Origin of the sequence: Enterobacter sp. 01-M-02-SI-ECC, assembly GCF_047530595.1 — a bacterium.
GTDB lineage: Bacteria > Pseudomonadota > Gammaproteobacteria > Enterobacterales > Enterobacteriaceae > Enterobacter > Enterobacter cloacae_M.
On the sequence record NZ_JBLKCZ010000002.1, the window covers coordinates 190,548 to 213,511 of the forward strand.

Annotated in this window: 21 protein-coding genes and 1 riboswitch; of the genes, 10 read left to right on the plus strand and 11 right to left on the minus strand. The window is 54.9% G+C overall.

All coding sequences use genetic code 11. The features are described from left to right. Window positions 1–22 precede the first annotated feature (22 nt). Window positions 23–493, plus strand: coding sequence for a DUF1456 family protein (locus tag ACMWLG_RS04055; protein WP_045402911.1), 471 nt, complete (start codon window positions 23–25; stop codon window positions 491–493). Between the two features lie 106 nt (window positions 494–599). Here ACMWLG_RS04055 and metG read toward each other — a convergent pair whose 3' ends face one another. Further along, on the minus strand, window positions 600–2,633 hold the full coding sequence (metG, locus tag ACMWLG_RS04060) for a methionine--tRNA ligase (protein WP_045355471.1): 2,034 nt from the start codon (window positions 2,631–2,633) through the stop codon (window positions 600–602). A gap of 166 nt (window positions 2,634–2,799) precedes the next feature. Here metG and apbC point away from each other — a divergent pair, with 166 nt between their 5' ends. Beyond that, window positions 2,800–3,909 (plus strand): iron-sulfur cluster carrier protein ApbC, encoded by a 1,110-nt coding sequence (gene apbC / locus ACMWLG_RS04065; protein ID WP_045402914.1) that lies wholly within the window; start codon window positions 2,800–2,802, stop codon window positions 3,907–3,909. Window positions 3,910–4,004: 95 nt separating this feature from the next. On the opposite strand, the gene ACMWLG_RS04070 is transcribed toward apbC, so the two are convergent. Beyond that, window positions 4,005–4,460: a GNAT family N-acetyltransferase gene (locus tag ACMWLG_RS04070; protein WP_226855192.1), complete on the minus strand. Its 456-nt coding sequence runs from the start codon at window positions 4,458–4,460 to the stop codon at window positions 4,005–4,007. Then, complete coding sequence (locus tag ACMWLG_RS04075) at window positions 4,435–4,767, minus strand: RcnB family protein (protein WP_023336316.1); 333 nt, start codon at window positions 4,765–4,767, stop codon at window positions 4,435–4,437. Before ACMWLG_RS04075 ends, ACMWLG_RS04070 begins: the two co-directional genes overlap by 26 nt. Window positions 4,768–5,252: 485 nt before the next feature. Here ACMWLG_RS04075 and ACMWLG_RS04080 point away from each other — a divergent pair, with 485 nt between their 5' ends. From ACMWLG_RS04080 to ACMWLG_RS04095, 4 genes are all read left to right on the plus strand, one after another. Next, window positions 5,253–6,392, plus strand: coding sequence for a polysaccharide export protein (locus tag ACMWLG_RS04080; RefSeq protein ID WP_045402919.1), 1,140 nt, complete (start codon window positions 5,253–5,255; stop codon window positions 6,390–6,392). Further along, window positions 6,392–6,841, plus strand: coding sequence for a protein-tyrosine-phosphatase (locus ACMWLG_RS04085; protein WP_045402921.1), 450 nt, complete (start codon window positions 6,392–6,394; stop codon window positions 6,839–6,841). The genes ACMWLG_RS04080 and ACMWLG_RS04085 overlap by 1 nt, the downstream gene beginning before the upstream one ends. Next, window positions 6,841–9,021 carry a polysaccharide biosynthesis tyrosine autokinase gene (locus ACMWLG_RS04090; RefSeq protein ID WP_045402925.1) on the plus strand — a complete coding sequence of 727 codons (2,181 nt, stop codon included), beginning with the start codon at window positions 6,841–6,843 and terminating at the stop codon, window positions 9,019–9,021. Before ACMWLG_RS04085 ends, ACMWLG_RS04090 begins: the two co-directional genes overlap by 1 nt. A gap of 76 nt (window positions 9,022–9,097) precedes the next feature. Next, window positions 9,098–9,613, plus strand: a complete 516-nt coding sequence (locus tag ACMWLG_RS04095) for a protein disulfide oxidoreductase (RefSeq protein ID WP_045402928.1) — start codon at window positions 9,098–9,100, stop codon at window positions 9,611–9,613. A gap of 36 nt (window positions 9,614–9,649) precedes the next feature. Here ACMWLG_RS04095 and ACMWLG_RS04100 read toward each other — a convergent pair whose 3' ends face one another. The 4 genes from ACMWLG_RS04100 to ACMWLG_RS04115 all read right to left on the minus strand — a co-directional run bounded on the left by ACMWLG_RS04100 (window position 9,650) and on the right by ACMWLG_RS04115 (window position 14,354). After that, window positions 9,650–11,116: a pyridoxal phosphate-dependent decarboxylase family protein gene (locus ACMWLG_RS04100; protein WP_045402931.1), complete on the minus strand. Its 1,467-nt coding sequence runs from the start codon at window positions 11,114–11,116 to the stop codon at window positions 9,650–9,652. An 18-nt stretch (window positions 11,117–11,134) separates the two neighbouring features. Further along, window positions 11,135–12,511 carry a diaminobutyrate--2-oxoglutarate transaminase gene (locus ACMWLG_RS04105; protein ID WP_045619283.1) on the minus strand — a complete coding sequence of 459 codons (1,377 nt, stop codon included), beginning with the start codon at window positions 12,509–12,511 and terminating at the stop codon, window positions 11,135–11,137. 313 nt (window positions 12,512–12,824) lie between these two features. Then, the gene (locus ACMWLG_RS04110; protein ID WP_045402934.1) at window positions 12,825–13,259 is read right to left on the minus strand and encodes a hypothetical protein; all 435 of its coding nucleotides are present in this window, start codon (window positions 13,257–13,259) and stop codon (window positions 12,825–12,827) included. A gap of 210 nt (window positions 13,260–13,469) precedes the next feature. Further along, on the minus strand, window positions 13,470–14,354 hold the full coding sequence (locus ACMWLG_RS04115) for a YadA C-terminal domain-containing protein (RefSeq protein WP_229218332.1): 885 nt from the start codon (window positions 14,352–14,354) through the stop codon (window positions 13,470–13,472). 625 nt (window positions 14,355–14,979) lie between these two features. Beyond that, window positions 14,980–15,076: riboswitch (TPP riboswitch) on the plus strand. 35 nt (window positions 15,077–15,111) lie between these two features. Here ACMWLG_RS04115 and thiM point away from each other — a divergent pair. The 3 genes from thiM to ACMWLG_RS04130 are packed head-to-tail and all read left to right on the plus strand — an operon-like array spanning window position 15,112 to window position 17,468. After that, the gene (gene thiM / locus ACMWLG_RS04120) at window positions 15,112–15,882 is read left to right on the plus strand and encodes a hydroxyethylthiazole kinase (protein WP_045402937.1); all 771 of its coding nucleotides are present in this window, start codon (window positions 15,112–15,114) and stop codon (window positions 15,880–15,882) included. Further along, window positions 15,879–16,679 carry a bifunctional hydroxymethylpyrimidine kinase/phosphomethylpyrimidine kinase gene (gene thiD, locus ACMWLG_RS04125; RefSeq protein ID WP_045402942.1) on the plus strand — a complete coding sequence of 267 codons (801 nt, stop codon included), beginning with the start codon at window positions 15,879–15,881 and terminating at the stop codon, window positions 16,677–16,679. The genes thiM and thiD overlap by 4 nt, the downstream gene beginning before the upstream one ends. Window positions 16,680–16,721: 42 nt before the next feature. Beyond that, a complete protein-coding gene (locus ACMWLG_RS04130) occupies window positions 16,722–17,468 on the plus strand; it encodes a GntR family transcriptional regulator (RefSeq protein ID WP_045402945.1) in 747 nt (248 codons plus the stop codon). Here the strand turns inward: ACMWLG_RS04130 and ACMWLG_RS04135 are convergent. The 3 genes from ACMWLG_RS04135 to ACMWLG_RS04145 are packed head-to-tail and all read right to left on the minus strand — an operon-like array spanning window position 17,442 to window position 20,670. Beyond that, window positions 17,442–18,395, minus strand: coding sequence for a PfkB family carbohydrate kinase (locus ACMWLG_RS04135; protein ID WP_045402948.1), 954 nt, complete (start codon window positions 18,393–18,395; stop codon window positions 17,442–17,444). The two genes, ACMWLG_RS04130 and ACMWLG_RS04135, sit on opposite strands and share 27 nt — an antisense overlap. Then, window positions 18,392–19,396: an ADP-ribosylglycohydrolase family protein gene (locus ACMWLG_RS04140; protein WP_045402951.1), complete on the minus strand. Its 1,005-nt coding sequence runs from the start codon at window positions 19,394–19,396 to the stop codon at window positions 18,392–18,394. Before ACMWLG_RS04140 ends, ACMWLG_RS04135 begins: the two co-directional genes overlap by 4 nt. Continuing rightward, complete coding sequence (locus ACMWLG_RS04145; RefSeq protein WP_045402954.1) at window positions 19,393–20,670, minus strand: nucleoside permease; 1,278 nt, start codon at window positions 20,668–20,670, stop codon at window positions 19,393–19,395. Before ACMWLG_RS04145 ends, ACMWLG_RS04140 begins: the two co-directional genes overlap by 4 nt. A 250-nt stretch (window positions 20,671–20,920) precedes the next feature. On the opposite strand from ACMWLG_RS04145, the gene fbaB reads away from it, so the two are divergent. Then, entirely contained in the window at window positions 20,921–21,973 is a 1,053-nt protein-coding gene (gene fbaB, locus ACMWLG_RS04150; RefSeq protein WP_045402957.1) for a class I fructose-bisphosphate aldolase, read from the plus strand. A 56-nt stretch (window positions 21,974–22,029) separates the two neighbouring features. On the opposite strand, the gene yegS is transcribed toward fbaB, so the two are convergent. Continuing rightward, window positions 22,030–22,929 (minus strand): lipid kinase YegS, encoded by a 900-nt coding sequence (gene yegS, locus ACMWLG_RS04155; RefSeq protein ID WP_045402961.1) that lies wholly within the window; start codon window positions 22,927–22,929, stop codon window positions 22,030–22,032. Window positions 22,930–22,964: the final 35 nt, after the last annotated feature.

Below are 22,964 nucleotides of genomic sequence, written 5' to 3' on the forward strand. Positions count from 1 at the left end.
ATCATCGACATTCGAAGGCTCTATGCTAAGTAACGACATTCTTCGTAGCCTGCGCTACACCCTGAAAGCAAACAATAATGACATGGTGCGCATTCTTGCGCTGTCGCACATGGAATCCACGTCTGCAGGTTTCGATACCTGGATGACCAAAGAAGACGAAGAGGGCTTCGTTCGCTGCCCGGACATTATTCTGTCGGGTTTCCTGAACGGCCTGATTTACGATAAGCGTGGCAAAGATCCGGCTGCGCCAGAACTGGCACTGGAGCGTCGCGTGAACAACAACACGGTACTGAAAAAGCTGCGCATCGCGTTCTCGCTGAAAACGGACGATATCGTGGCGATCATGACGGAGCAAAAATACCGCGTATCCGTGCCGGAAGTGACCGCCATGATGCGCGCGCCGGATCATAAAAATTACCGCGAGTGCGGCGACCAGTTTCTGCGAAATTTCCTGCGCGGGCTGACCCACCGGGTGCATCACCCCAAGGCGTAAAGGCGGTAGGGTGCGGCCTGATGCCCTCACCCTAACCCTCTCCCACGGGGAGAGGGAGAAAACAAAACGCCATAAAAAAAGCCGGAGAGAATCTCCGGCTTTTTTGTTATTTCACCTGCTGGCCAGGCTTCGCGCCTTCGTCAGGGCTTAACAGGAAGATATCTTTCCCGCCAGGGCCTGCGGCCATCACCATCCCTTCAGAGATGCCGAAGCGCATTTTGCGCGGCGCCAGGTTCGCCACCATCACGGTTTGACGACCGATCAGCACCTGCGGGTCCGGGTAGGCTGAACGGATGCCGGAGAAGACGTTACGCTTCTCGCCGCCCAGATCCAGCGTCAGGCGCAGCAGCTTGTCAGATCCTTCCACGAATTCCGCGTTTTCGATCAGCGCCACGCGCAGGTCAACTTTGGCGAAATCGTCAAAGGTAATGGTCTCCTGAATCGGATCGTCTGCCAGCGGGCCGGTGACCGGTGCCGAAGCCGCCTTCACCTCTTCTTTAGACGCTTCCACCAGGGCTTCAACCTGCTTCATCTCGATGCGGTTGTACAGCGCTTTAAAGGTGTTCACCTTGTGGCCGAGCAGCGGCTGCGCCATGGCATCCCAGGCCAGTTCGGTGTTCAGGAACGCTTCGGCGCGGGCTGCCAGCTGCGGCAGAACCGGCTTCAGGTACGTCATCAGCACGCGGAACAGGTTGATGCCCATGGAGCAGATGGCCTGCAGGTCGGCATCGCGGCCTTCCTGTTTCGCGACAACCCACGGTGCCTGCTCGTCCACATAGCGGTTCGCCAGGTCAGCCAGGGCCATGATTTCGCGCACCGCTTTGCCGAACTCACGGGTTTCCCACGCGTCGCCAATGGTGGCTGCCGCGTCGGTAAAGGTTTTGTACAGGTCAGGATCGGCCAGTTCAGCCGCCATCACGCCGTCAAAACGTTTGGCGATAAAGCCCGCGTTACGGGAGGCCAGGTTCACCACCTTGTTGACGATGTCCGCGTTCACGCGCTGCACGAAATCTTCCAGGTTCAGGTCGATGTCGTCGATGCGGGAAGAGAGCTTCGCGGTGTAGTAGTAGCGCAGGCTGTCCGCGTCGAAGTGGTTCAGCCAGGTGCTGGCCTTAATGAACGTCCCGCGAGACTTGGACATCTTCGCGCCGTTCACCGTCACGTAGCCGTGTACGAACAGGTTAGTTGGCTTGCGGAAGTTGCTGCCTTCCAGCATCGCCGGCCAGAACAGGCTGTGGAAATAAACGATGTCTTTACCGATAAAGTGATACAGCTCTGCCGTGGAATCTTTCTTCCAGTATTCGTCGAAGCTGACGGTGTCGCCACGCTTGTCGCACAGGTTCTTGAAGGAGCCCATGTAGCCGATTGGCGCGTCCAGCCAGACGTAGAAGTATTTGCCCGGCGCGTTCGGGATTTCAAAGCCGAAGTACGGCGCATCGCGGGAGATATCCCACTGCTGCAGGCCGGATTCGAACCACTCCTGCATTTTGTTCGCCACCTGCTCCTGCAGCGCGCCGCTGCGGGTCCACGCCTGCAGCATTTCGCTGAAGGACGGCAGGTCGAAGAAGAAGTGCTCGGAGTCACGCATGACGGGCGTGGCGCCGGAAACCACGGATTTCGGCTCGATAAGCTCGGTCGGGCTGTAGGTTGCGCCGCACACTTCGCAGTTATCGCCGTACTGGTCCGGGGATTTACATTTCGGACAGGTGCCTTTGACGAAACGGTCCGGCAGGAACATGCCTTTTTCCGGGTCGTAAAGCTGAGAGATGGTGCGGTTTTTGATAAAACCGTTCTCTTTCAGGCGGGTGTAGATCAGCTCCGACAGCTCGCGGTTTTCGTCGCTGTGCGTGGAGTGATAGTTGTCATAGCTGATGTCAAAGCCAGCAAAATCGGTCTGATGCTCCTGACTCATTTCGGCAATCATCTGCTCCGGGGAGATCCCCAGCTGCTGCGCTTTCAGCATGATCGGCGTGCCGTGAGCATCGTCCGCACAGATGAAGTTAACCTCGTGGCCGCGCATTCGCTGGTAACGGACCCAGACATCAGCCTGGATATGCTCCAGCATGTGGCCGAGGTGGATTGAGCCGTTGGCGTACGGCAGTGCGCACGTTACCAGAATTTTCTTCGCGACTTGAGTCATAGTAGGCATTACTTCTTTTAACTGTGAAAAGGGTTTTTGATGTTACCCGAAAGGTAATAACTACGCCAAGTGATAAGGGCATTAATCCATAAATGAATAATTGTTACCTCTGGGGTAAACTTGGTAATTACACGTCTTTTTTCAGAACAACTACAAAGGAGTCGGGATGAGTTCTCTATCCCAGGCCAAATCACCGGAAGCCTTACGAGCAATGGTCGCCGGGACGCTGGCTAACTTTCAGCATCCAACCCTGAAGCACAATCTCACTACGCTGAAAGCGTTACACCACGTTGCCTGGCTGGACGATACCCTGCACATTGAGCTGCAGATGCCGTTCGTCTGGACCAGCGCCTTTGATGCGCTGAAAGAGCAGACCAGCTCTGAGCTGCTGCGCATTACCGGTGCGAAGGCGATCGACTGGAAGTTGAGCCACAGCATCGCCACGCTGAAGCGCGTGAAAAACCAGCCTGGCGTGAACGGCGTGAAAAATATCATTGCCGTCAGCTCGGGCAAGGGCGGGGTAGGGAAATCCTCTACGGCCGTTAACCTGGCGCTCGCGCTGGCAGCGGAAGGGGCAAAGGTCGGTATTCTGGATGCCGATATCTACGGTCCGTCTATTCCGAACATGCTGGGCGCGGAAAACCAGCGCCCAACCTCGCCGGACGGGACCCATATGGCGCCAATTATGGCTCACGGTCTGGCGACCAACTCGATCGGTTACCTGGTGACCGACGATAACGCCATGGTCTGGCGCGGCCCGATGGCCAGCAAAGCGCTGCTGCAGATGCTGCAGGAGACGATGTGGCCGGATCTGGATTATCTGGTGCTGGACATGCCGCCGGGCACCGGTGACATTCAGCTGACGCTGGCGCAGAACATTCCGGTCACGGGGGCGGTCGTCGTGACTACGCCGCAGGATATTGCGCTGATCGACGCCAAAAAAGGCATCGTGATGTTCGAGAAGGTGGAAGTGCCGGTGCTCGGTATCGTCGAGAACATGAGCGTGCACATCTGCAGCAACTGCGGTCACCACGAACCTATCTTCGGTACGGGTGGTGCAGAAAAACTGGCTGCGAAGTATCACACTCAGCTGCTGGGGCAGATGCCGCTGCACATTACCCTCCGTGAAGATCTGGACAGCGGAAAGCCGACAGTGGTCAGACGTCCGGACAGCGAATTTGCAGAGATGTATCGTCAGCTGGCGGGTCGCGTTGCGGCGCAGCTTTACTGGCAGGGCGAAGTGATCCCGGGCGAAATCGCGTTCCGCGCGGTGTAACGCCTTCGCGTTGAATTGCCGGGTGGCGCTTCGCTTACCTGGCCTACAACTGGCACTATCACGTAGGTCGGGTAAGGCGAAGCCGCCACCCGACTTTAACCCAACCGATAGTGCATCAAATAATACTCTCCGTCCGGAGAATCCCCCGTCGCCTCAATGTGCCAGCCGTGCCGCTGGTAAAACGCGACAGCCCGCGCATTCTTCACCAGACACTTAAGCGAACCCGTACTGGTAAACGTCTTCTGCACCTGTTCCAGGAGCATTTTCCCGACGCCGTGGCTTTGATACTGCGGGTCAACAAAGAGGTTGTGCAGAAAATTATCGTTCGTCCAGACGGAAGCAAAACCCAGTCGATGGCCGTTCTGCGTGGCAACCCAAATCACTTCGTCACGGGTGACCGCGTCAAAGTCTTCAAGCTGCCAGTCTGCACTGTCCAGCCATGGCCAGGCTTCACGCCGGGCGTGGAGGTAGAGCGTGCGCAGGAAAGGGCGGTCACTTTCCTGCCAGGGGCGAATCACAATTGCGTTAGCGGTGATAGAAAATATCTCCATTGTAGGCTTTGTAGATCTTGCCATCAGCATCGCCGATCAGCACGTAGTTCTCACCCATATAGGTCCAGTGGGTTCCGGCATCCGGAGCCGGCAGGTTACGTAACTGGTACTGTTTGATGGTGTACTCCGGCGTTTGATACTGCGCCGGCGCCGTGTCGCCAATCTTGAATTTCGTAAAGTCAGCGATGAACTCTTGTTCTTCATAGGCCTTGATGCCGGATGGCGCAGCGGCCGTTTGCGGGGCAGCGAATGCGGATCCCGCCAGAGACAGTAATACACCCAGAAGCAGCAATTTACGCTTAGCCATTTTTTCTCCAGTGATATCGTTACAGATACTTGTCGTCTGCAAGTCGTGCAAAGCGGAGCAGACAGTCCATTTTAAGTATCAACACAAGGTATGTTTGAAAAAAATGTAACAAAAGTACACGGTTTTGTGTAGTCGACGTGGATGATGTTTATCATTGTGGTGAATATTATCTGTGCTTTATATTTTTAATATTTATTATTTTACCAATTAATTCTGAAAATAATTTTTAACGTTAAAATTGGACTGTTGTATGAATGCTTTCCTGCAGAAGAAGATTTAATATTGCCTTCGTGTGAAGCGGTCTTAATTCCGTTTTTCTTACAAGGATGAGTATTGCTTTTGTTTTCTGAAGAGCGATTTGGTCACATCTTACACTGTCAGAATTTCATATTGCTGAATAATAATTTATTGAATTTCAAAGGCTTAGACTAAGTCTTTTTGCAAGACTGACGATGAAAGCAACGTTAAAAAGAAATTTTTATATAATGAAAGGTACAACTGCATTTTCGCTGTTATTTCTTACTGTTAGCCAATTAACAGGGTGTGTATTTTCCCCCGGGCAGAACTTAAGTGTATCCGGGAAAAAAGTCATTGCTGCGGAAGACGCCAGTTATCAGCTTGATAAGCGCGTGGAAGTTTTTTCTCTGACGCCGGGATTGATTGAAGAACTACGTCCGGCGGTATCGAAATCTCAGGCAAATCCTAATCTGGATGAGCAGATCAAAAACTGGGAATACCGCATTGGCACAGGCGACATCCTGACGGTCACCGTCTGGGATCACCCTGAATTAACGACGCCCGCGGGACAATATCGTAGTGCGAGCGATGCAGGCAACTGGGTCAACGCCGATGGTACGCTCTTTTATCCCTACGTCGGTAAGTTGCGGGTGGCGGGAAAAACGGTTTCACAGGTACGTGAAGAGATTACAGCGCGACTGGATAAAGTCATTGAGAGCCCGCAGGTGGACGTTAGCATTGCCGCCTTTCGTTCCCAAAAAGTCTATGTCACCGGAGAGGTCGAAAAATCGGGCCAACAACCCATAACCAATATTCCACTGACGGTAATGGATGCGGTTAACGCCGCTGGCGGTCTTTCTGCGGATGCCGACTGGCGTAACGTCGTGCTCACGCATGATGGCAAGGACTCCCGCCTTTCGCTCTATGCGCTGATGCAGCATGGCGATTTGACCCAAAACAAGCTGCTTTATCCTGGCGATATCCTGTTTATTCCCCGGAACGACGCGCTGAAGGTGTTCGTGATGGGCGAGGTGGTCAAGCAGAGTACGCTTAAGATGGATCGTAGCGGTATGACGCTGGCCGAAGCCCTGGGAAATGCCGGTGGACTTAACCAAAATATGGCAGATGCAACCGGCATTTTTGTTATTCGGCAGGTATCTAAAAAAGGCGACACGGACAAAATTGCCAACATCTTTCAACTGAATGCGGAAGATGCGTCAGCCATGGTGCTGGGTACGGAATTCCAGCTGGAACCGTATGACATTGTCTACGTCACCACCGCACCGTTATCTCGCTGGAATCGCGTGATCTCCCAACTGGTGCCTACCATCAGCGGCGTTCATGACCTGACCGAAACCGTTCGTTACATTAGGTCGTGGCCGCAGTAATGTTCCAGTCAATCTTAGTGGTCTGCACCGGCAATATTTGCCGTTCACCGATGGGTGAGCGGCTGTTGCGTCAGCAATTGCCCGGCAAGCAGGTGACCTCGGCAGGGATTTTGGGGCTTGAAGGGTATCCGGCGGATGCGACTGCGCAGGCTGTGGCCTGGAGTCATGGTGTTTCGCTGGAAGGTCATGTTGCCCGCAAAATTACGCGCAGCCTGTTGCAAAAATCCGATTTGATTCTGGTGATGGAGCCGGAACATCTCCGTTACATAGCCGCTATGGCCCCGGAGAACCGGGGAAAATCGTTGCTCTTTGGACAATGGCTGGAAACCAGGGAAATTCCCGACCCGTACCACAAAAGTCGTGAAGCCTATGAATATGTTTTCGAGCAATTGGGAAAAGCCAGTCAGGAATGGGCTCGTCGTTTGAGTCAACAAGGAATGAAGCAGTAATGTCGTCTTCTAAATCAGACAAATATAATGCTGCGACACCGCAGAATAATGAGATCGATCTTCTTCAGTTGCTTGCTGAGATGTTTGATAACCGGGTGACGATCGCATGCGTCACGCTCCTGCTCACGTTATGTGCAGGGATCTACGCGTTCAGCATCACACCAGTTTATCAGGCTGATGCCCTGGTACAGGTTGAAGCGAAGCAGGATAACTCGCTGCTCAAGAACCTGGCCTCGTTCGGGTCCGATCTATCGCCCGATGTCGCGCCAGAACTTTTACTCCTCAAATCACGAATGATTCTGGGAGAAACCGTCGATCGGTTAGGGCTGACTTATAACGTTAAGCGGCGAGTGTTGCCTGTAATTGGGCCTTTTTGGGAGCACGTGCGGGGAGGTAAATCCGACAAAATAACGATTGGCGCGCTGACTATTCCTCTTCTGGAAGGGAAGCCACAAACGCTAATACTCACCGTTCAGGAGCATGGGCGGTATCATCTTGAGGGAAAAACGCTTGAGGCAGACGGCGTTGTGGGAAAAACCCTGGCTAAAGACAGCATATCGCTTCTGGTGACATCCCTCAGCGCGGAACCCGGCACCCAGTTTACCCTCGAAACCGTAGCAAGGCTTGACGCGATCAACGCCATTCAGAACAAGCTTACGGTTGTTGAGTCGTCGAAACAGAGCGGTATGATCGCATTAACGTTAACGGGTGAAGACCCTGGCAAAATCGCCACGGTGCTTAATACGATTGCTGAAAATTTTCTTAGCCAGAATATTGCGCGTCAGGAAGCGAAAGATTCCCGCAGCCTCACGTTTTTACAGGATCAATTACCTAAGATCAGCCGGGAACTGGATGAAGCCGAAGCGCGACTGAATGCCTACAGAGAGCAGCGCGATTCTGTCGACTTGTCTCTGGAGGCAAAGTCGGTTCTCGATCAGGTAGTTAACGTGGAAAACCAGCTTAACGAACTGACGTTTCGCGAAGCAGAAGTTTCCCAGCTTTTCAAAAAGGACCATCCCACCTACCGTGCTTTACTGGAGAAGAAACAAACGCTTGAGCGTGAGCGCGCACGTTTGAATAGCCGCGTCTCATCCATGCCTTCCACTCAGCAGGAAATCTTACGCCTGAGTCGCGACGTTGAATCCGGACGAACCATCTACCTGCAGCTGCTGACGCGTCAGCAAGAGCTGAATATCTCGCGCTCCAGCGCTATCGGGAACGTGCGGATTATTGATCCGGCAGTGACGCAGCCGGCCCCAATCAAGCCGCGCAAAGCGCTCATTATCGTGCTGGGTATGCTGATGGGCTTGATGCTCTCTGCTGGAACGGTTTTAGTCCGCTCAGCCTTTAAGCGGGGCATTACCTCGTCTGAACAACTGGAAGTGCTGGGGATACCGCTTCTGGCGACGCTCCCGCGCTCGGTGTGGCTCTGGAAAAAAACGCACCTGCGCAGGAGAAACCTGTTTGATTCCCACTGGAAGCATAGGACGTCAAACATCCCTTTTCTGCCCATTGACCGTCCTGCAGACATGTTTGTCGAGGCGGTGCGCGGGTTGCGCACCAGCCTGCATTTTACAATGATGGATGCCGCAAACCGGATCGTCGTGGTGTCAGGCCCCACGCAGGACTGCGGAAAGACGCTGGTTAGTACGTCACTTGCGTCGATTGCCTCTCAGGCTGGACAGCGTGTGCTGTTTATTGATGCGGATATGCGCAAGGGATATGTCCACAATGTGTTCAAACTGAGCAATCATCGGGGATTATCCTGCGTGCTCGGAGGAGACGTTGAATGGCAGGCGGCTGTTCAACGCGTTGAGAAAGGCGGTTTTGATGTATTGACCTGCGGACCCCAACCTTCACATCCCGTTGAGCTGCTCATGAGTGAACGCTTCCAGACCGTGATGTCGCAGATAGACAAAGTGTATGACATCGTGATTGTCGATACCCCACCTGTGCTTGCCGTAACGGATGCCTTGCTGATAGCCCGAGCAGCGGCAACCACTCTGCTGGTCGCCCGCTTTGGTAAAACTAACGTCAAGGAGATCGAGAACTGCCTGAAGCGTCTGCAGCAAATGGGCGTGCAGGTGAATGGCGCGATCCTCAATGATATCGTGAAATCTGCCGTGCTTTATTACAACTCGGGATATAGCCATTACGACTACGGTTATACCCAGGAGTAAACCTGGCGCGACACTTCTTTACAGCGTGATGGCGTTTTGCCCGTTAAGATGACCTTCATTGAAACATGAGGTCACAATGGATAACCGCAAAATCAACCGACTGCGCCGCTGGGCGCGGGAAGGGATCATACTCGTTCTGCTGACGCTGGCCGTAGTGTGGGGTGTTGATCGGTATCGAAAACCGACACTCCCCGCCAGTTTTAGCGCAACACCAATGCAGAGCATCGACGGTAACATTCACGATATCTCGGCCCTGAGTCAGGAACGCCCGCTGCTGATTTACGTCTGGGCCACCTGGTGCAGCATATGCCGTTTCACGACGCCTTCCGTTAATCAGCTGGCAGAAGAGGGCGGGAACGTGATTAGTATTGCTATGCGTTCCGGTGATAACGCAAAGCTTGAGCGCTGGGTTGAAAAGAAACAGCTGAAAATGCCGGTGATAAACGATGAAAACGGTGCGTTGTCGCAGCAGTGGCAGGTGAGCGTAACGCCGACGCTGGTCATTGTGTCGAAGGGGAATGTGGTCAGCACCACGACAGGCTGGACGAGCTACTGGGGATTAAAATTAAGGATGTGGTGGGCAGGCGTATAAAAATAACCCCTCTCCCGGCGGAAGAGGGGTGTTGTATTACTTAGCCAGAACTTCCTGCGCGGTGCGCTCAACCAGAGACAGCAGGATTTTAATATCTTCCAGCGTCACGGTTGGGTTCAGCAGCGTCAGCTTCAGGCAGGTGACGCCGTTGTGCTCGGTCACACCAACGTTCGCACGGCCGGATTCCAGCAGCGCATCACCAATTTTCTGGTTCAACAGGGAGATGCCAGCGTCATCCATCTGAACCTGTCCGCGGAAGCGGAACAGAACGCTTGCCAGCTGTGGCTGCATAACCAGTTCCAGAGCAGGCTGCTCTTTCACGTAGGCCGCAACCTGCTGTGCCAGGGTCACGCCGTGATCGATGATCGCCGCGTATTGCTCCTGACCCAGCGCTTCCAGGCTCATCCACAGCTTCAGCGCGTCAAAACGACGGGTGGTCTGCAGAGATTTGGACACCAGGTTAGGCACACCCGCTTCTTCGTCGAACTCAGAATTCAGGTAGGCCGCCTGATAGCGCATCAGCTCATAGTGACGCGCTTCTTTCAGCAGGAACGCGCCGCAGCTGATGGTCTGGAAGAACTGCTTGTGGAAGTCCAGGGTGACGGAATCCACCAGCTCGATGCCGTCCAGGTAGTGACGATACTGCTCAGACATCAGCAGCGCGCCGCCCCAGGCCGCATCAACGTGTACCCAGATGTTCTGCTTAGCGGCCAGCTCTGCAATTGCACGCAGCGGGTCAATAGCACCGGCATCGGTTGTACCTGCCGTTGCGACGATCGCCAGAATCTGCTCGCCGTTCGCGTTGCACTGCTCAATTTTCGCCGCCAGATCGGTCAGATCCATGCGGGAAAATTCGTCCGTTTTCACCTGCACCACGGACTGGTAGCCCAGACCCATCAGCGCCATGTTTTTCTGCACGGAGAAGTGTGCGTTTTCGGAGCACAGCACGCGAATTTTGCGCAGATCTCCCACCAGACCGTCCTGCTGAACGGAGTGACCCTGACGCGCGAAGAACGCATCGCGAGCCAGCATCAGGCCCATCAGGTTGCTCTGGGTACCGCCGCTGGTGAAGACACCTGCGTCGCCGGCCTGATAACCCACGCGGGTACGCAGCCACTCGATCAGCTTGATCTCAATAATGGTTGCGGACGGGCTTTGATCCCAGGAGTCCATACTCTGGTTAGTGGCGTTGATCAGCACTTCCGCCGCCTGGCTTACCACCAGGCTTGGGCAGTGCAGGTGCGCCACACACTGCGGGTGATGAACGGACAGGCTGTCTTTCAGGAAGAACTCCACGGCGCGTTCAATCGCCGCTTCGTTGCCCAGCCCTTTCGGGTTGAAATCCAGCTTAATACGGTCGCGCAGTTCTGCGACCGTTTTGCCCTGGTACATCTCAGGCTGTTTCAGCCACTGCATCACAGCCTGAGTGCTTTGTTCGATCGCCTGCTGATAAGCTTCAATGCTCTGCGCAGAGGAGAACAAAATTGGGTTTGAATCAGACATCGTAATCAATAACTCCGGTTACGCCGGGCGAACGCCCGCAGCAAGCAGTGCCTGCTCAAATTTATCCAGGAAGATTTTCAGCTCTTCGTCGCTGATCAGCAGAGACGGCAGCAGACGCAGAACGATACCGTTACGGCCACCGCGCTCCAGAATCAGACCGGCTTCGAAGCACTTCTTCTGAATCAGTGCAGACAGCTCGCCGTCGCCCGGGAAGCAGCCCATGTGGTCAGCGGCTTCGTGTGGCTTAACGATCTCAATACCGATCATCATGCCCAGGCCGCGCACGTGGCCGATAACAGGATAGCGTTTCGCCATCTCTTTCAGCTGGCCTTTCAGCCATTCGCCCTGTGCAGCCACTTTGCCTGCGATGTTCTGGTCTTTCAGGATTTTCAGCGTCGTCAGACCGGTTGCCATCGCCAGCTGGTTGCCGCGGAAGGTACCGGTGTGGTGACCTGGCGCCCATGCGTCGAACTGCTTTTTGATACCGAGCACGGCCAGCGGCAGACCGCCACCTACGGCTTTAGACATCACGATAATGTCTGGCTCAATGCCCGCGTGTTCGAAGGCGAAGAATTTACCGGTACGGGCAAAGCCAGCCTGAACTTCGTCGAGGATCAGCAGAATGCCGTGTTCCTGAGTCACTTTACGGATGCGCTGCAGCCACTCAGCCGGAGCCGGGTTCACGCCGCCTTCGCCCTGAACGGCTTCCAGAATCACCGCAGCAGGTTTACGCACGCCGCTTTCAACGTCGTTGATCAGGTTATCGAAGTAGTAAGTCAGCGCTTTCACGCCCGCTTCACCACCGATACCCAGCGGGCAGCGGTATTCGTGCGGGTAAGGCATGAACTGCACTTCTGGCATCATACCGTCAACCGCTTCTTTCGGAGACAGGTTGCCGGTCACGGACAGCGCGCCGTGGGTCATACCGTGGTAACCACCAGAGAAGCTGATGATACCGCTACGACCGGTCACTTTTTTCGCCAGCTTCAGCGCCGCTTCAACGGCGTCAGCACCGGATGGACCGGTGAACTGCAGGCAGTACTCTTTGCCCTGACCAGGCAGCAGAGAGAGCAGGTATTCAGAAAACGCGTCTTTCAGAGGCGTAGTCAGATCCAGTGTATGTAACGGCAAGCCGCTGGTAATGACATTTTGGATGCTTTTCAGCACATCAGGATGGTTATGGCCAAGCGCAAGGGTCCCCGCGCCTGCTAAACAGTCAAGGTATTCTTTATTATCTGCATCGGTGATCCACACGGCTTCTGCTTTAGTGATGGCTAAAGGCAGTTTGCGCGGATAACTCCTGACGTTAGATTCAAACTCGGCCTGACGGGCCAGATAGGTTTCGTTGCTTTTGTGGGCATCTACGGTGTCAATACGGACTTTATCCGTCATCATATCACTCCTACAACCGCCGCTTCGTTGTGAGCCACGATTGAATAAAAAGTTAAAAAACAGATGGGGGCCTGAAAAAAACGCCGCCAATATAGAGCCTTTTGCCACGGGGCTCAATGGTTAATTTGTTTACTGTTTTGTGACATGGCGCTCAGGGGAAGGGATATCCCCTTTTTAAGAAAGAAAATTGCGCTTTATGATAAAGAAAAACAGACTGTTACGTGTGTTCTGCCCCGACTGTAAATTCATAAAAAAGAGTGTGACAAATCGTGCCATTCGCTGACCAAAAAGGAGGCAGACAGCCTCCTTGTTAGCTTTATTTCTGCGACACCTGCAAAATGCCGTGGTTACGCCCCGTCGTCTTATTCCAGGACGCCGCCGTAATGCCGTTCTCATCAAGGCTTAGCGATATAACAAAACCATTACCGTGAATCTCATAGAAATGAGCATTCAGACGTTTCACGATGGCCTTTTTGCCGTTAATGGTGGCGTTAAAAAAACCATTTGAAATCGTGGCGTTAACCGCATCCGATGTGAAAGTGGCTTCACGCAAAGGGTCGTGGACCGCAGCTGTTGTGTGCTGTGCCGCATTTTGGGCTTTTGTTTTGTGAATATCACAAGAGCCGTCATTCGCGTTCATCTCAGTACATCCTGAACGTTCTAATTGAGCACGATAGTGCGCGTTAATCGCATGAGCCGGTGTTGTCGCTACCGTCAATATCAGTGCAATCCATATTAATTGAGTTTTCATGGCTAAACTTTTGTCCACCTTATAAAACGCACAGATAATAAGAGACGTACATCATGCCGATCCAAATACCGACACCAATGAGTATCAGATACAGGGTCGCTGAAATAATGATATGTCTGAGCATGTTTTTTCTGTCATCGCTATTCTTGCCGGAGGCAAGCGGGTTATTAACTTAACGGCGTCAGTTAATAATGCTTAAGTTGTATTTAGTTAAAAGCCCATTCCGACGCCAACTGACGCCCCCATATTATTGGCGGTATCATCAGAGAAGCTCACTTTCGCGATGACATGTGAACTAAAGTTAACGGATGCCCCGACGGCAAGGGCGCTTTCATTATTGTACGTTGCACCGCCAGCAGAGAACATAACATGCTGATTCGTTTGTACCTGCGGTAAACCTGCCATCGCCATGGCGCCCGAGATACCGGCGTTGGCCTGCATCTTATTATTATCCACTTCGTCATGCAATGATTTGAATTGCTGATTGGTGTTGTTATTCATTGCCTGTAACGTCTGCTTTGTTGCCTGAAGTTCCTGAGCGGTGGCGGTAACAGCCTGGGTATTATTAGCCACTTTAGTTTGCGTTGCTGCGTCTACCTGCATGTGCGTCACGGTGGTCGTCACGCCATCTTTACCATCTTTACCATCTACGCCGTTAGTGGGTTTAGGGGCATTTTCCAGGCTGTCAAGACGGTTATCTTGCACTTTGTTAACGTTTTCCATATTGATAATTTCTGTGCCGTTCGTCATAACGCCCTGTAAAGCCGCATCGCTTTTTTGATTGGCAGTATCTGCAAGCGCGCCAGCAAGCAAGGCTTTTTGGTAAGCGTCATTTGTGGCTTGCTCAATAACCAAAACACCTAATTTAGTGGATTGAAGGTCGCTATCCACCTGCGTTAAGCGATTTTCAGTTGAGAGATCGCGAGCAATACTATCGACCCTGTTTTGCGTAATTTGGTCTTGATGGTCATTCACAATATCTGTGATTGATGCGTCATCCCAAACGGCAGCAGCAGCGTTGGTAATATTCATGGCGCTACCGGCGACCACCCCAAATACAAAAACAGGAATAACAGATTTATTGAAAAGTTTCATTCGAAGGACTCACATATTAACGTATAAAAAAACAAAATTAAGCAGAACAGTTTTGGCTTTAGTGGCGTGTGGATATCTGTATTTCCGTATGTCAATACTGGATATTCGATGCCCGGACCTTTTTTAGTAGCGTGAATAAACTATCGATTAAACCCAAATTGATAATTTTGATCTAAATCATAAATGATATGAATAAATGAAAGGGCAGGGTGCTGTATCGAGGAGGTTTATTTAATGTATACATTAACTTATGGATTGTGCGATAAATCAAGGGAAGCGTTAAGCTATTGATGAAAGTACAAATGTTTAATAGAGTTAAATAAATTAGTACTTTCTTATTCTTTCATGCGAAAGAAGTTTATCTATCTTATAAAAGCGGAATGAGCACGTAATAAAAAATAATAGTCTCAGCAAAAGTACGTAATAAAGTTTTTCAATAACGTATTAACAATTACTGAACCAGACTTAACTAAAGCGTAATAAATGTTGGCAAATGACGGGAAAGAGCGTCTGGAGATTTCCGCTGTGACAAACGGCGTGATAAATCGAAACTCCTTGCGCCTGGCCTGGGCCCGCGGTTACACTACATAACGTTAATGAGTTTTATAACTTACTGTTTTAAAAGTATTTTGACTCGGGGTGCCCTTCTTTGTGAAGGCTGAGAAATACCCGTATTACCTGATCTGGATAATGCCAGCGTAGGGAAGTCAGATGCCTTCCCGGTCATCGCTTCTTCACGCAAGGCAGGAGCGAACCCATGCAGCCTGACCTGCTCGATTTACACGTTTTACACCACTTCCGAACCCGTTCTCCGCTGACCCACTGTATGACCAACGATGTCGTACAGACCTTCACGGCCAACGTTTTGCTGGCGCTTGGCGCATCACCCGCGATGGTGATTGAGGCCGAAGAGGCTGAACAGTTTGCCGGCATCGCCGATGCGCTGCTGATTAACGTTGGTACGCTGACCTCGCCGCGTGCCCAGGCGATGCGTCGGGCAATAGAAAGCGCTGTGGCTGCAGGCAAGCCCTGGACGCTGGACCCGGTTGCTGCGGGCGCCCTGACGTTCCGCACCCGCTTTTGCCATCAAATTCTCGCCCTGAAACCGGCCGCCATTCGCGGCAATGCCTCCGAGATTCTGGCCCTTGCCGGAATGAGCGCGGGCGGGCGCGGCGTCGATACGACCGATACCGCAGCCAGCGCGGTGCCCGCAGCACAGGCGCTGGCTCGCCAGACCAATGCCGTTGTGGTCGTCACCGGCGAGGTGGATTACATCACTGACGGGCAACGTACCCGCACGGTAACGGGCGGCGATCCGTTGATGACGCGCGTAGTGGGAACCGGATGCGCGCTTTCTGCCGTTGTGGCGGCGAGCTGCTCGCTGCCGGGCGACCGGATGGATAACGTCGCTGCCGCCTGCGGATGGATGAAACGAGCCGGAACGGTGGCCGTTGCGCAGTCGCGTGGCCCGGGCAGTTTTGCCAGCGCGTTTCTGGATGCGCTCTATACGCTGGAGGAGCAGGCATGAAGCGGATTAACGCCCTGACCATTGCCGGCACCGATCCCAGCGGCGGCGCGGGTATCCAGGCCGATCTCAAAACCTTCTCGGCCCTTGGCGCGTACGGCTGCTCGGTCATTACCGCGCTGGTGGCGCAAAACACGCGCGGCGTGCAGTCGGTCTACCGTATCGAGCCGGATTTTGTTGCCGCGCAGCTGGATTCAGTGTTCAGCGATGTGCGCATCGATACCACCAAAATCGGCATGCTGGCCGAGACGGATATTGTGGAAGCGGTGGCCGAGCGGCTTAAACGCTATCAGGTGCAAAACGTGGTGCTTGATACCGTCATGCTGGCTAAAAGCGGCGACCCGCTGCTCTCCGTCTCCGCCGTGGAGACGCTGCGTACAAAGCTACTGCCGCAGGTGGCGCTTATCACGCCCAATCTGCCGGAAGCCGCCGCGCTGTTAGGCACATCGCATGCGCAAACTGAACGCGAGATGAAAGCGCAGGGAAACGCGCTGCTGGCGATGGGCTGCGGGGCGGTTCTGATGAAGGGCGGTCATCTTGACGACGCTGAAAGCCCGGACTGGCTCTTTACCCGCGACGGCGAAGTACGTTTTACCGCGCCGCGCGTGCAGACCAAAAACACCCACGGCACGGGCTGCACGCTCTCCGCCGCGCTGGCGGCGCTGCGCCCGCGGCATGACTGCTGGGCTGATACGGTGCGCGAAGCGAAAACCTGGCTCTCGGCGGCGCTGGCAAAAGCCGATACTCTGGAAGTGGGTCACGGTATTGGACCGGTTCATCATTTTCATGCATGGTGGTAACCCAGTATACTGGCAGGAAACACCACGCCTGAGAAAACAGAGATGGAACAAGCGCATACCCGGTTAATCGCTCAACTGAATGAACGGATCGCCGCGCCTGACAACACGCCGCTGTACCTGAAATTTGCCGAAACGGTAAAAAACGCGGTGCGCAGCGGGGTGCTGGAGCACGGGAATATTTTGCCCGGCGAGCGCGATCTGAGCCAGTTAACCGGGGTGTCGCGCATCACTGTGCGAAAGGCGATGCAGGCGCTGGAGGAAGAGGGCGTGGTGACGCGCTCCCGTGGCTATGGCACGCAAATCAACAATATCTTTGAATATTTGCTGAAAGAGGCGCGCGGTTTTTCCCAGCAGGTAGTGCTGCGCGGCCAAAAGCCTAATACGCTGTGGGTCAACAAGCGGGTGGTGAAGTGCCCGGAAGAGGTCGCAAACCACCTGTCGATTCCTCCGGACAGCGAGGTCTTTTTGCTCAAGCGCATTCGCTATGTGGATGACGATGCGGTGTCGATTGAAGAGTCCTGGGTGCCGGTTGGCCTCATTCCCGATCCGGATGCGATTGGCATTTCGCTGTACGACTACTTCCGCAGCCAGAATATCTTCCCGCAGCGCACCCGTTCACGGGTTAGCGCCCGCATGCCGGACAGCGAGTTTCAGGCGCACATTAAGATGGACGAAAAAATACCGGTGCTGGTGATCAAGCAGGTTGCGCTTGACCAACAGCACCGGCCGATTGAGTACAGCATCAGCTACTGTCGCAGCGATCTATACGTCTTTGTGTGCGAGGAATAATTCGTCGCGAGTCGGGGCGCAGTCCCCGCCGCGGTGGCTGACTACCCAGGACGCCACGGCATTCCCCAACAGAACGGCGTCTGCCAGGGACCATCCCGCCGCCAGCCCGGCAAGCGTGCCGCCCGCGTGGCTGTCGCCTGCGCCAATGGTGTCCACAACCGTCGCTGGGAACGCCGGAACAACGCCCGAGACGTCACCGTCATACCATGTGGCGCCGTCTTTATCATGACGCACAATCAGCGCGGCGCCGAAGCGCTGCTGCCACTCCGCACCCAGGTTTTCAGCCGCTACGCCCAGTCGTTCGGCTGCGATCTCCGCTTCCTGACGATTGAGCGACACGATCGGCCTGCAGGCCATAATCCGCGCCATCAGCGCGTCGGGGATATCCGCGATGCGAGGGCCGAAATCGATAAACGCCGTCACGTCCCGCAACCCCTCCAGCCAGCGTGTCAGCAGCTCGCCGCACGGCGAGGCCAGCTGGTAGCCGGATAAGTAGACCAGGCTCTTCGACGGGATGTTAAGCACATCAAGCCAGCGCTGCTGCCACTGGTTCTCCACGCCGCTAAAGGACATAAAGGTGCGCTCGCCGTCTGGCTCCACCAGCGCCAGGCACCAGCCGTTATCGCCGGTTTCGGCCTCGATGGCGCTGTGCAGATCCTGCTTCGCCATGGCGTTGCGGATGATGTCCGCCCATACCCCGTGACCAACGGGCAGGGCGTTTTGCGCTGTAATGCCGAGCCGCTTCAGGGCGATGGCGATATTCAGCGCGCAGCCGCCAATATTCACGCCCTGCTGTTTGAGCTCGATATCGCACCCGCGCCAGGGCAGGGCGTAGGCGTCGGCGATGACGTCTATCACCGCCGCGCCCAGCACCGTCAGCGGGCGCGTGGCGTGCAGGGTGTCGAGACGTTGGGCAAATGAACTCATACGCCCTCCCTTTGCTCCCGGTAGTGCAGCAGTTTCTCGCTATAGTGGCCGAAATCGAGCCGGTTGACGGCGTCAAGTTCGGCTTTGAGCGCCGGGTCAATTGCCTGGACGCCGTGGAGCGCGCCGCAGATGGCTGTCGCCATGGCGCCAATGGTGTCCGTATCGCCGCCCAGGTTGGCGCATAAAATGGCGCAGCGGTTCGGATCGGTTTCCGCCAGTTCGACCATCGCAATGGCCGCCGGGACGGACTCAATGGTGCTGGTTCCTGCGCCGACAAGCTGATAAATCTGCTCGCTGGCGGACTCAACCCCGTTGGCTTCCCGTACGGTTTTAAGCGCCAGCTCAATACGCGCCGCCAGCGACGCGCTGAAGGTGGTGGTTTTCGCCTCCTGCGCATAGCGGGCGATACCCGGCAGGGCATCGACGATGTTCTGCCAGCTTTCGCCGTCGACGGCACGGGAAACCGCCCACGCAATCACCACCGCGCCGGCAATGGCGAGGTCGGATTTATGGGTCGGGCTGGAGGCCAGCGCCACCTGCTCAACAAAGTGTTCCAGACGCGTGGCCGGAAGCAGGCAGCCCAGCGGGGACGCGCGCATCGCCGCCCCGTTGGTCACGCCGTTGTTTTCCAGTTCGCTCACCGGCTTGCCGTCGCGAATCGCGTTAAGCGCGATTTTGGAGGTCGGGCCGAGCACGTTCTTATTAAACGCATCGAAATCGAGCGCCCAGTGCAGAATATGCTTGCCGATAACGTCCGCGTTGATGTCTCCTTCACACTCAATAATCGCATCCGCCAGGCACAGCGCCATTGAGGTATCGTCGGTGAACTCTGCCTGTTTGAAATAGCAGGCCGCATTATTCTCTGCCGGGCCGGGTAAAAAGCGGTCGATCCAGCCGAAGTGCGACTTTACGCGCTTTCTCGGCCACAGCTCCGACGGCATGCCCATCGCATCCCCTAACGCCTGCCCGTAAAGGGCCCCGAGAACACGGTCTTGTTTCATTTAACTTCCCCTTGTGTCAGCGCGGTATCGCCATCAACCACCGCAATTGCGGCGATCTCTTTGTCCGATTCGCGGAAAAACAGCATAAACAGCACGGCAATCACGGCAATCATGATTGCACCAAACGTCCACATTCCGGCCCAGTTGAAGGTCAGCCCATTCACCGGCTCTTTGTATGCGAACATTTTTTCCATCATCACGCCGCCCAGGCGGTAACCCAGCAGGCTACCAAAGCCCTGGCAGCACAGCGTAATCAGGCCCTGCGCGGCGGTGCGCATGTGCACCGGCGCTTTTTTATCCACGTAGATATACGCGGTGACATAGTAGAAGTCGTAGCTCACGCCGTGCAGCAGAATCCCGAGGAACAGCAGGGCGTAGGTGAAGTACTGTTCCGCACCGCCGTATACGAAGAACCCGTAGCGGATGGCGGCCGTGATCAGACCCAGCAGTAAGACCTTCTTAATACCAAAGCGTTTGGTAAAGAACGGCAGGGCGAGCATAAAGAAGATTTCGGAGAACTGGCCGAGCGTCATCCAGCCGGTGGCGTTTTTCATTCCCACTTCGGTGAGATAGCCGTTGGCGAAGATGTAGTAGAAGGCCAGCGGCATGGCGAACAGGAACGAGCAGAAGAAGAATACGAGGAAGTTTCTGTCGCGCAGCAGGATCAGCGCGTCCAGCCCGAGCATCACTTTGAAGTCCAGCTTGCCGGTACTTTTCGGCGGGGTGTTCGGCAGGAACAGGGCAAAGACGCCGAGCAGGGCGGAGCTGGCTGCCGTCATCAGCAGCGGGATGTTGGTGTCGGAAATATCGCTGTAGCCCAGCATCTGCGGAAGGAACCCGCACGCAAGACCGGAGGCGATCCAGCCGATGGTGCCCATCACGCGGATGCGCGGGAAATCGGCCTCGACGTCGTCCACGTTGGCAAAGGCGATACTGTTGGTCAGCGCGATGGTGGGCATGTAGGTCAGGGAGTAAACCAGCAGCAGCGGGAAGAAGGTGCTGAACTGGGTTTGCTGTGCGGCGAAGTACATCAGAATCGCACCGGCGAACATCAGCGCTGACAGCACTTTCTGCGCGGCGAAGAAGCGGTCCGTCAGCGAGCCGACCAGAATCGGGGAGAGGATCGCGGCAATGGCGGTACAGGCGTAAGACCAGCCGATTTCCCCGGCGGTAAAACCGCTTTTGCTCAGCCACAGCCACAGCGGCACAAACCACGCGCCCCAGATAAACCATTCAACAAACATCATGAATGACAGTTGGACTTTCGTTTTCATTTTTTAATCCTGCATGTCAGAGAGGGTACGCCTTTAACATACCACTCAATAATACCTTTTAAATACCTTTGTGGCGATTGTTTGATCAATGTAACAGTTTTGTTGTACACGAATCGAGCCAGCAGATTGTGCTGAAAAAAAATGCAAAAGGTGGAAAATCTGTTAAGTCGGTACCAGGCTTAGTCTGCCCATAAAAGATGGGACTGGATAAACACACACCGACACGACGTCGGACTTACGGGAGTATCACATGACTGATATTGCGCAGTTGCTTGGCAAAGACGCCGACAGCCTTTTACAGCATCGTTGTATGACCATTCCAGCCGACCAGCTGTATCTGCCTGGTCACGACTACGTTGACCGCGTGATGATCGATAACAACCGTCCGCCTGCGGTCCTGCGAAATATGCAGACGCTCTACAACACCGGGCGGCTCGGCGGCACCGGGTATCTCTCAATCCTGCCGGTGGACCAGGGCGTTGAGCACTCTGCGGGCGCCTCTTTTGCGGCGAATCCTCTCTACTTCGATCCGAAGAACATTGTTGAGCTGGCGATTGAGGCGGGCTGTAACTGCGTGGCGTCGACCTACGGCGTGCTGGCCTCGGTTTCGCGTCGCTATGCCCACCGCATTCCATTCCTCGTGAAGCTGAACCACAACGAAACCCTTAGCTACCCAACCGAATATGACCAGACCCTTTACGCCAGCGTCGAGCAGGCGTTCAACATGGGCGCGGTGGCGGTAGGGGCGACGATTTACTTCGGCTCCGAACAGTCCCGTCGTCAGATTGAAGAGATCTCCGCGGCGTTTGAGCGTGCGCACGAGCTGGGCATGGTCACCGTACTGTGGGCATATCTGCGCAACAACGCGTTCAAGAAAGACGGCGTGGATTACCATATATCCGCCGACCTGACCGGGCAGGCGAACCACCTGGCGGCGACCATCGGCGCGGATATCGTGAAGCAGAAAATGGCCGAGAATAACGGCGGCTATAAAGCGGTGAACTTTGGCTACACCGACGATCGCGTTTACAGCAAGCTGACCAGCGATAACCCGATCGACCTGGTGCGCTACCAGCTGGCGAACTGCTACATGGGCCGCGCGGGGCTGATTAACTCAGGCGGCGCGGCGGGCGGTGATACCGACCTGTCAGACGCGGTGCGTACGGCGGTGATCAACAAACGTGCGGGCGGCATGGGGTTGATCCTTGGCCGCAAGGCGTTCAAGAAATCGATGGCCGACGGCGTGAAGCTGATCAATGCGGTTCAGGACGTCTATCTGGATAGCAAAGTCACGATTGCCTGACGGCTCCATCTCCCTCTCCCGGTGGGAGAGGGCATCATCGCGCACCGTGCGAAACATCAGCGCAAAAGCACACAGTCCGGCGGCAGTCGGCACTGCAGCGCGCCGGGCAACACCTCAATGCGGAACTGCGTCCCGCTCAGCGGCTCTCCGTCGAGGTTAAAGGTCATTCCGTGGGGAGCATTCACTTCAAACCACGCCGATTTCCCGGCGATGATATTTGGACTCTCTTCCGGCTGCGTCAGCGTGGTAAACAGCGCGGGCAGCAGGCCGTCGCCCGTGAAAATACGCAGCTGAAGCTGTCCGTCATTAATCAGCGCCTCCGGGCAGAGCTGCTGTCCGCCGCCCGCCTGACGTCCGTTGCCAATCCCAATTACCAGCGCGTCACCCTGCCACTGAAAATCCTCGCCGCGAATTTCGCAGCGGTCAGGCTTGAGGGTGTCCATGCGCATCAGGCCGTGGATCAGGTATGACACGCCGCCCAGCGCCGCCTTCAGCTTTTCCGGCGTTTCGCTGGTGATGCGCGTGCCAAACCCGCCCGTCGCCATATTGATAAAGCAAGTTTTATCATTCACCTGCGCAATATCCACAGCGGTGGCTTTGCCGAGGATCGCCAGCTGGAGCGCCTTCTCTAACTCCTCCGGGATCCCGGCGCTGGTGGCAAAGTCATTGGCGGTGCCGAGCGGTAAAATGCCCATCACCGGGCGGTTTGCCGGGGGTAGGTCGATTAGCGCTGAGGCAATCTCATTGATAGTGCCATCGCCGCCGCCGGAAATGATGGTCTCAACGCCAAGCCCGAGGGCTTCATTGATATAGCGTGCCGCGTCGCCTTTTTCCCACGTCACCCGAACGTGAATGCGCGCGCCATCGTCACGCAAACCTATGATGGCCTGACGCAGCAGATCGTTGCCCGCACTTTTGCCATTGAGAATCAATAAACTGTCTGGATAGGTTGCCATCCGCGCTGCTCCCTTTTTTAGCGTTAGTAAGAGTG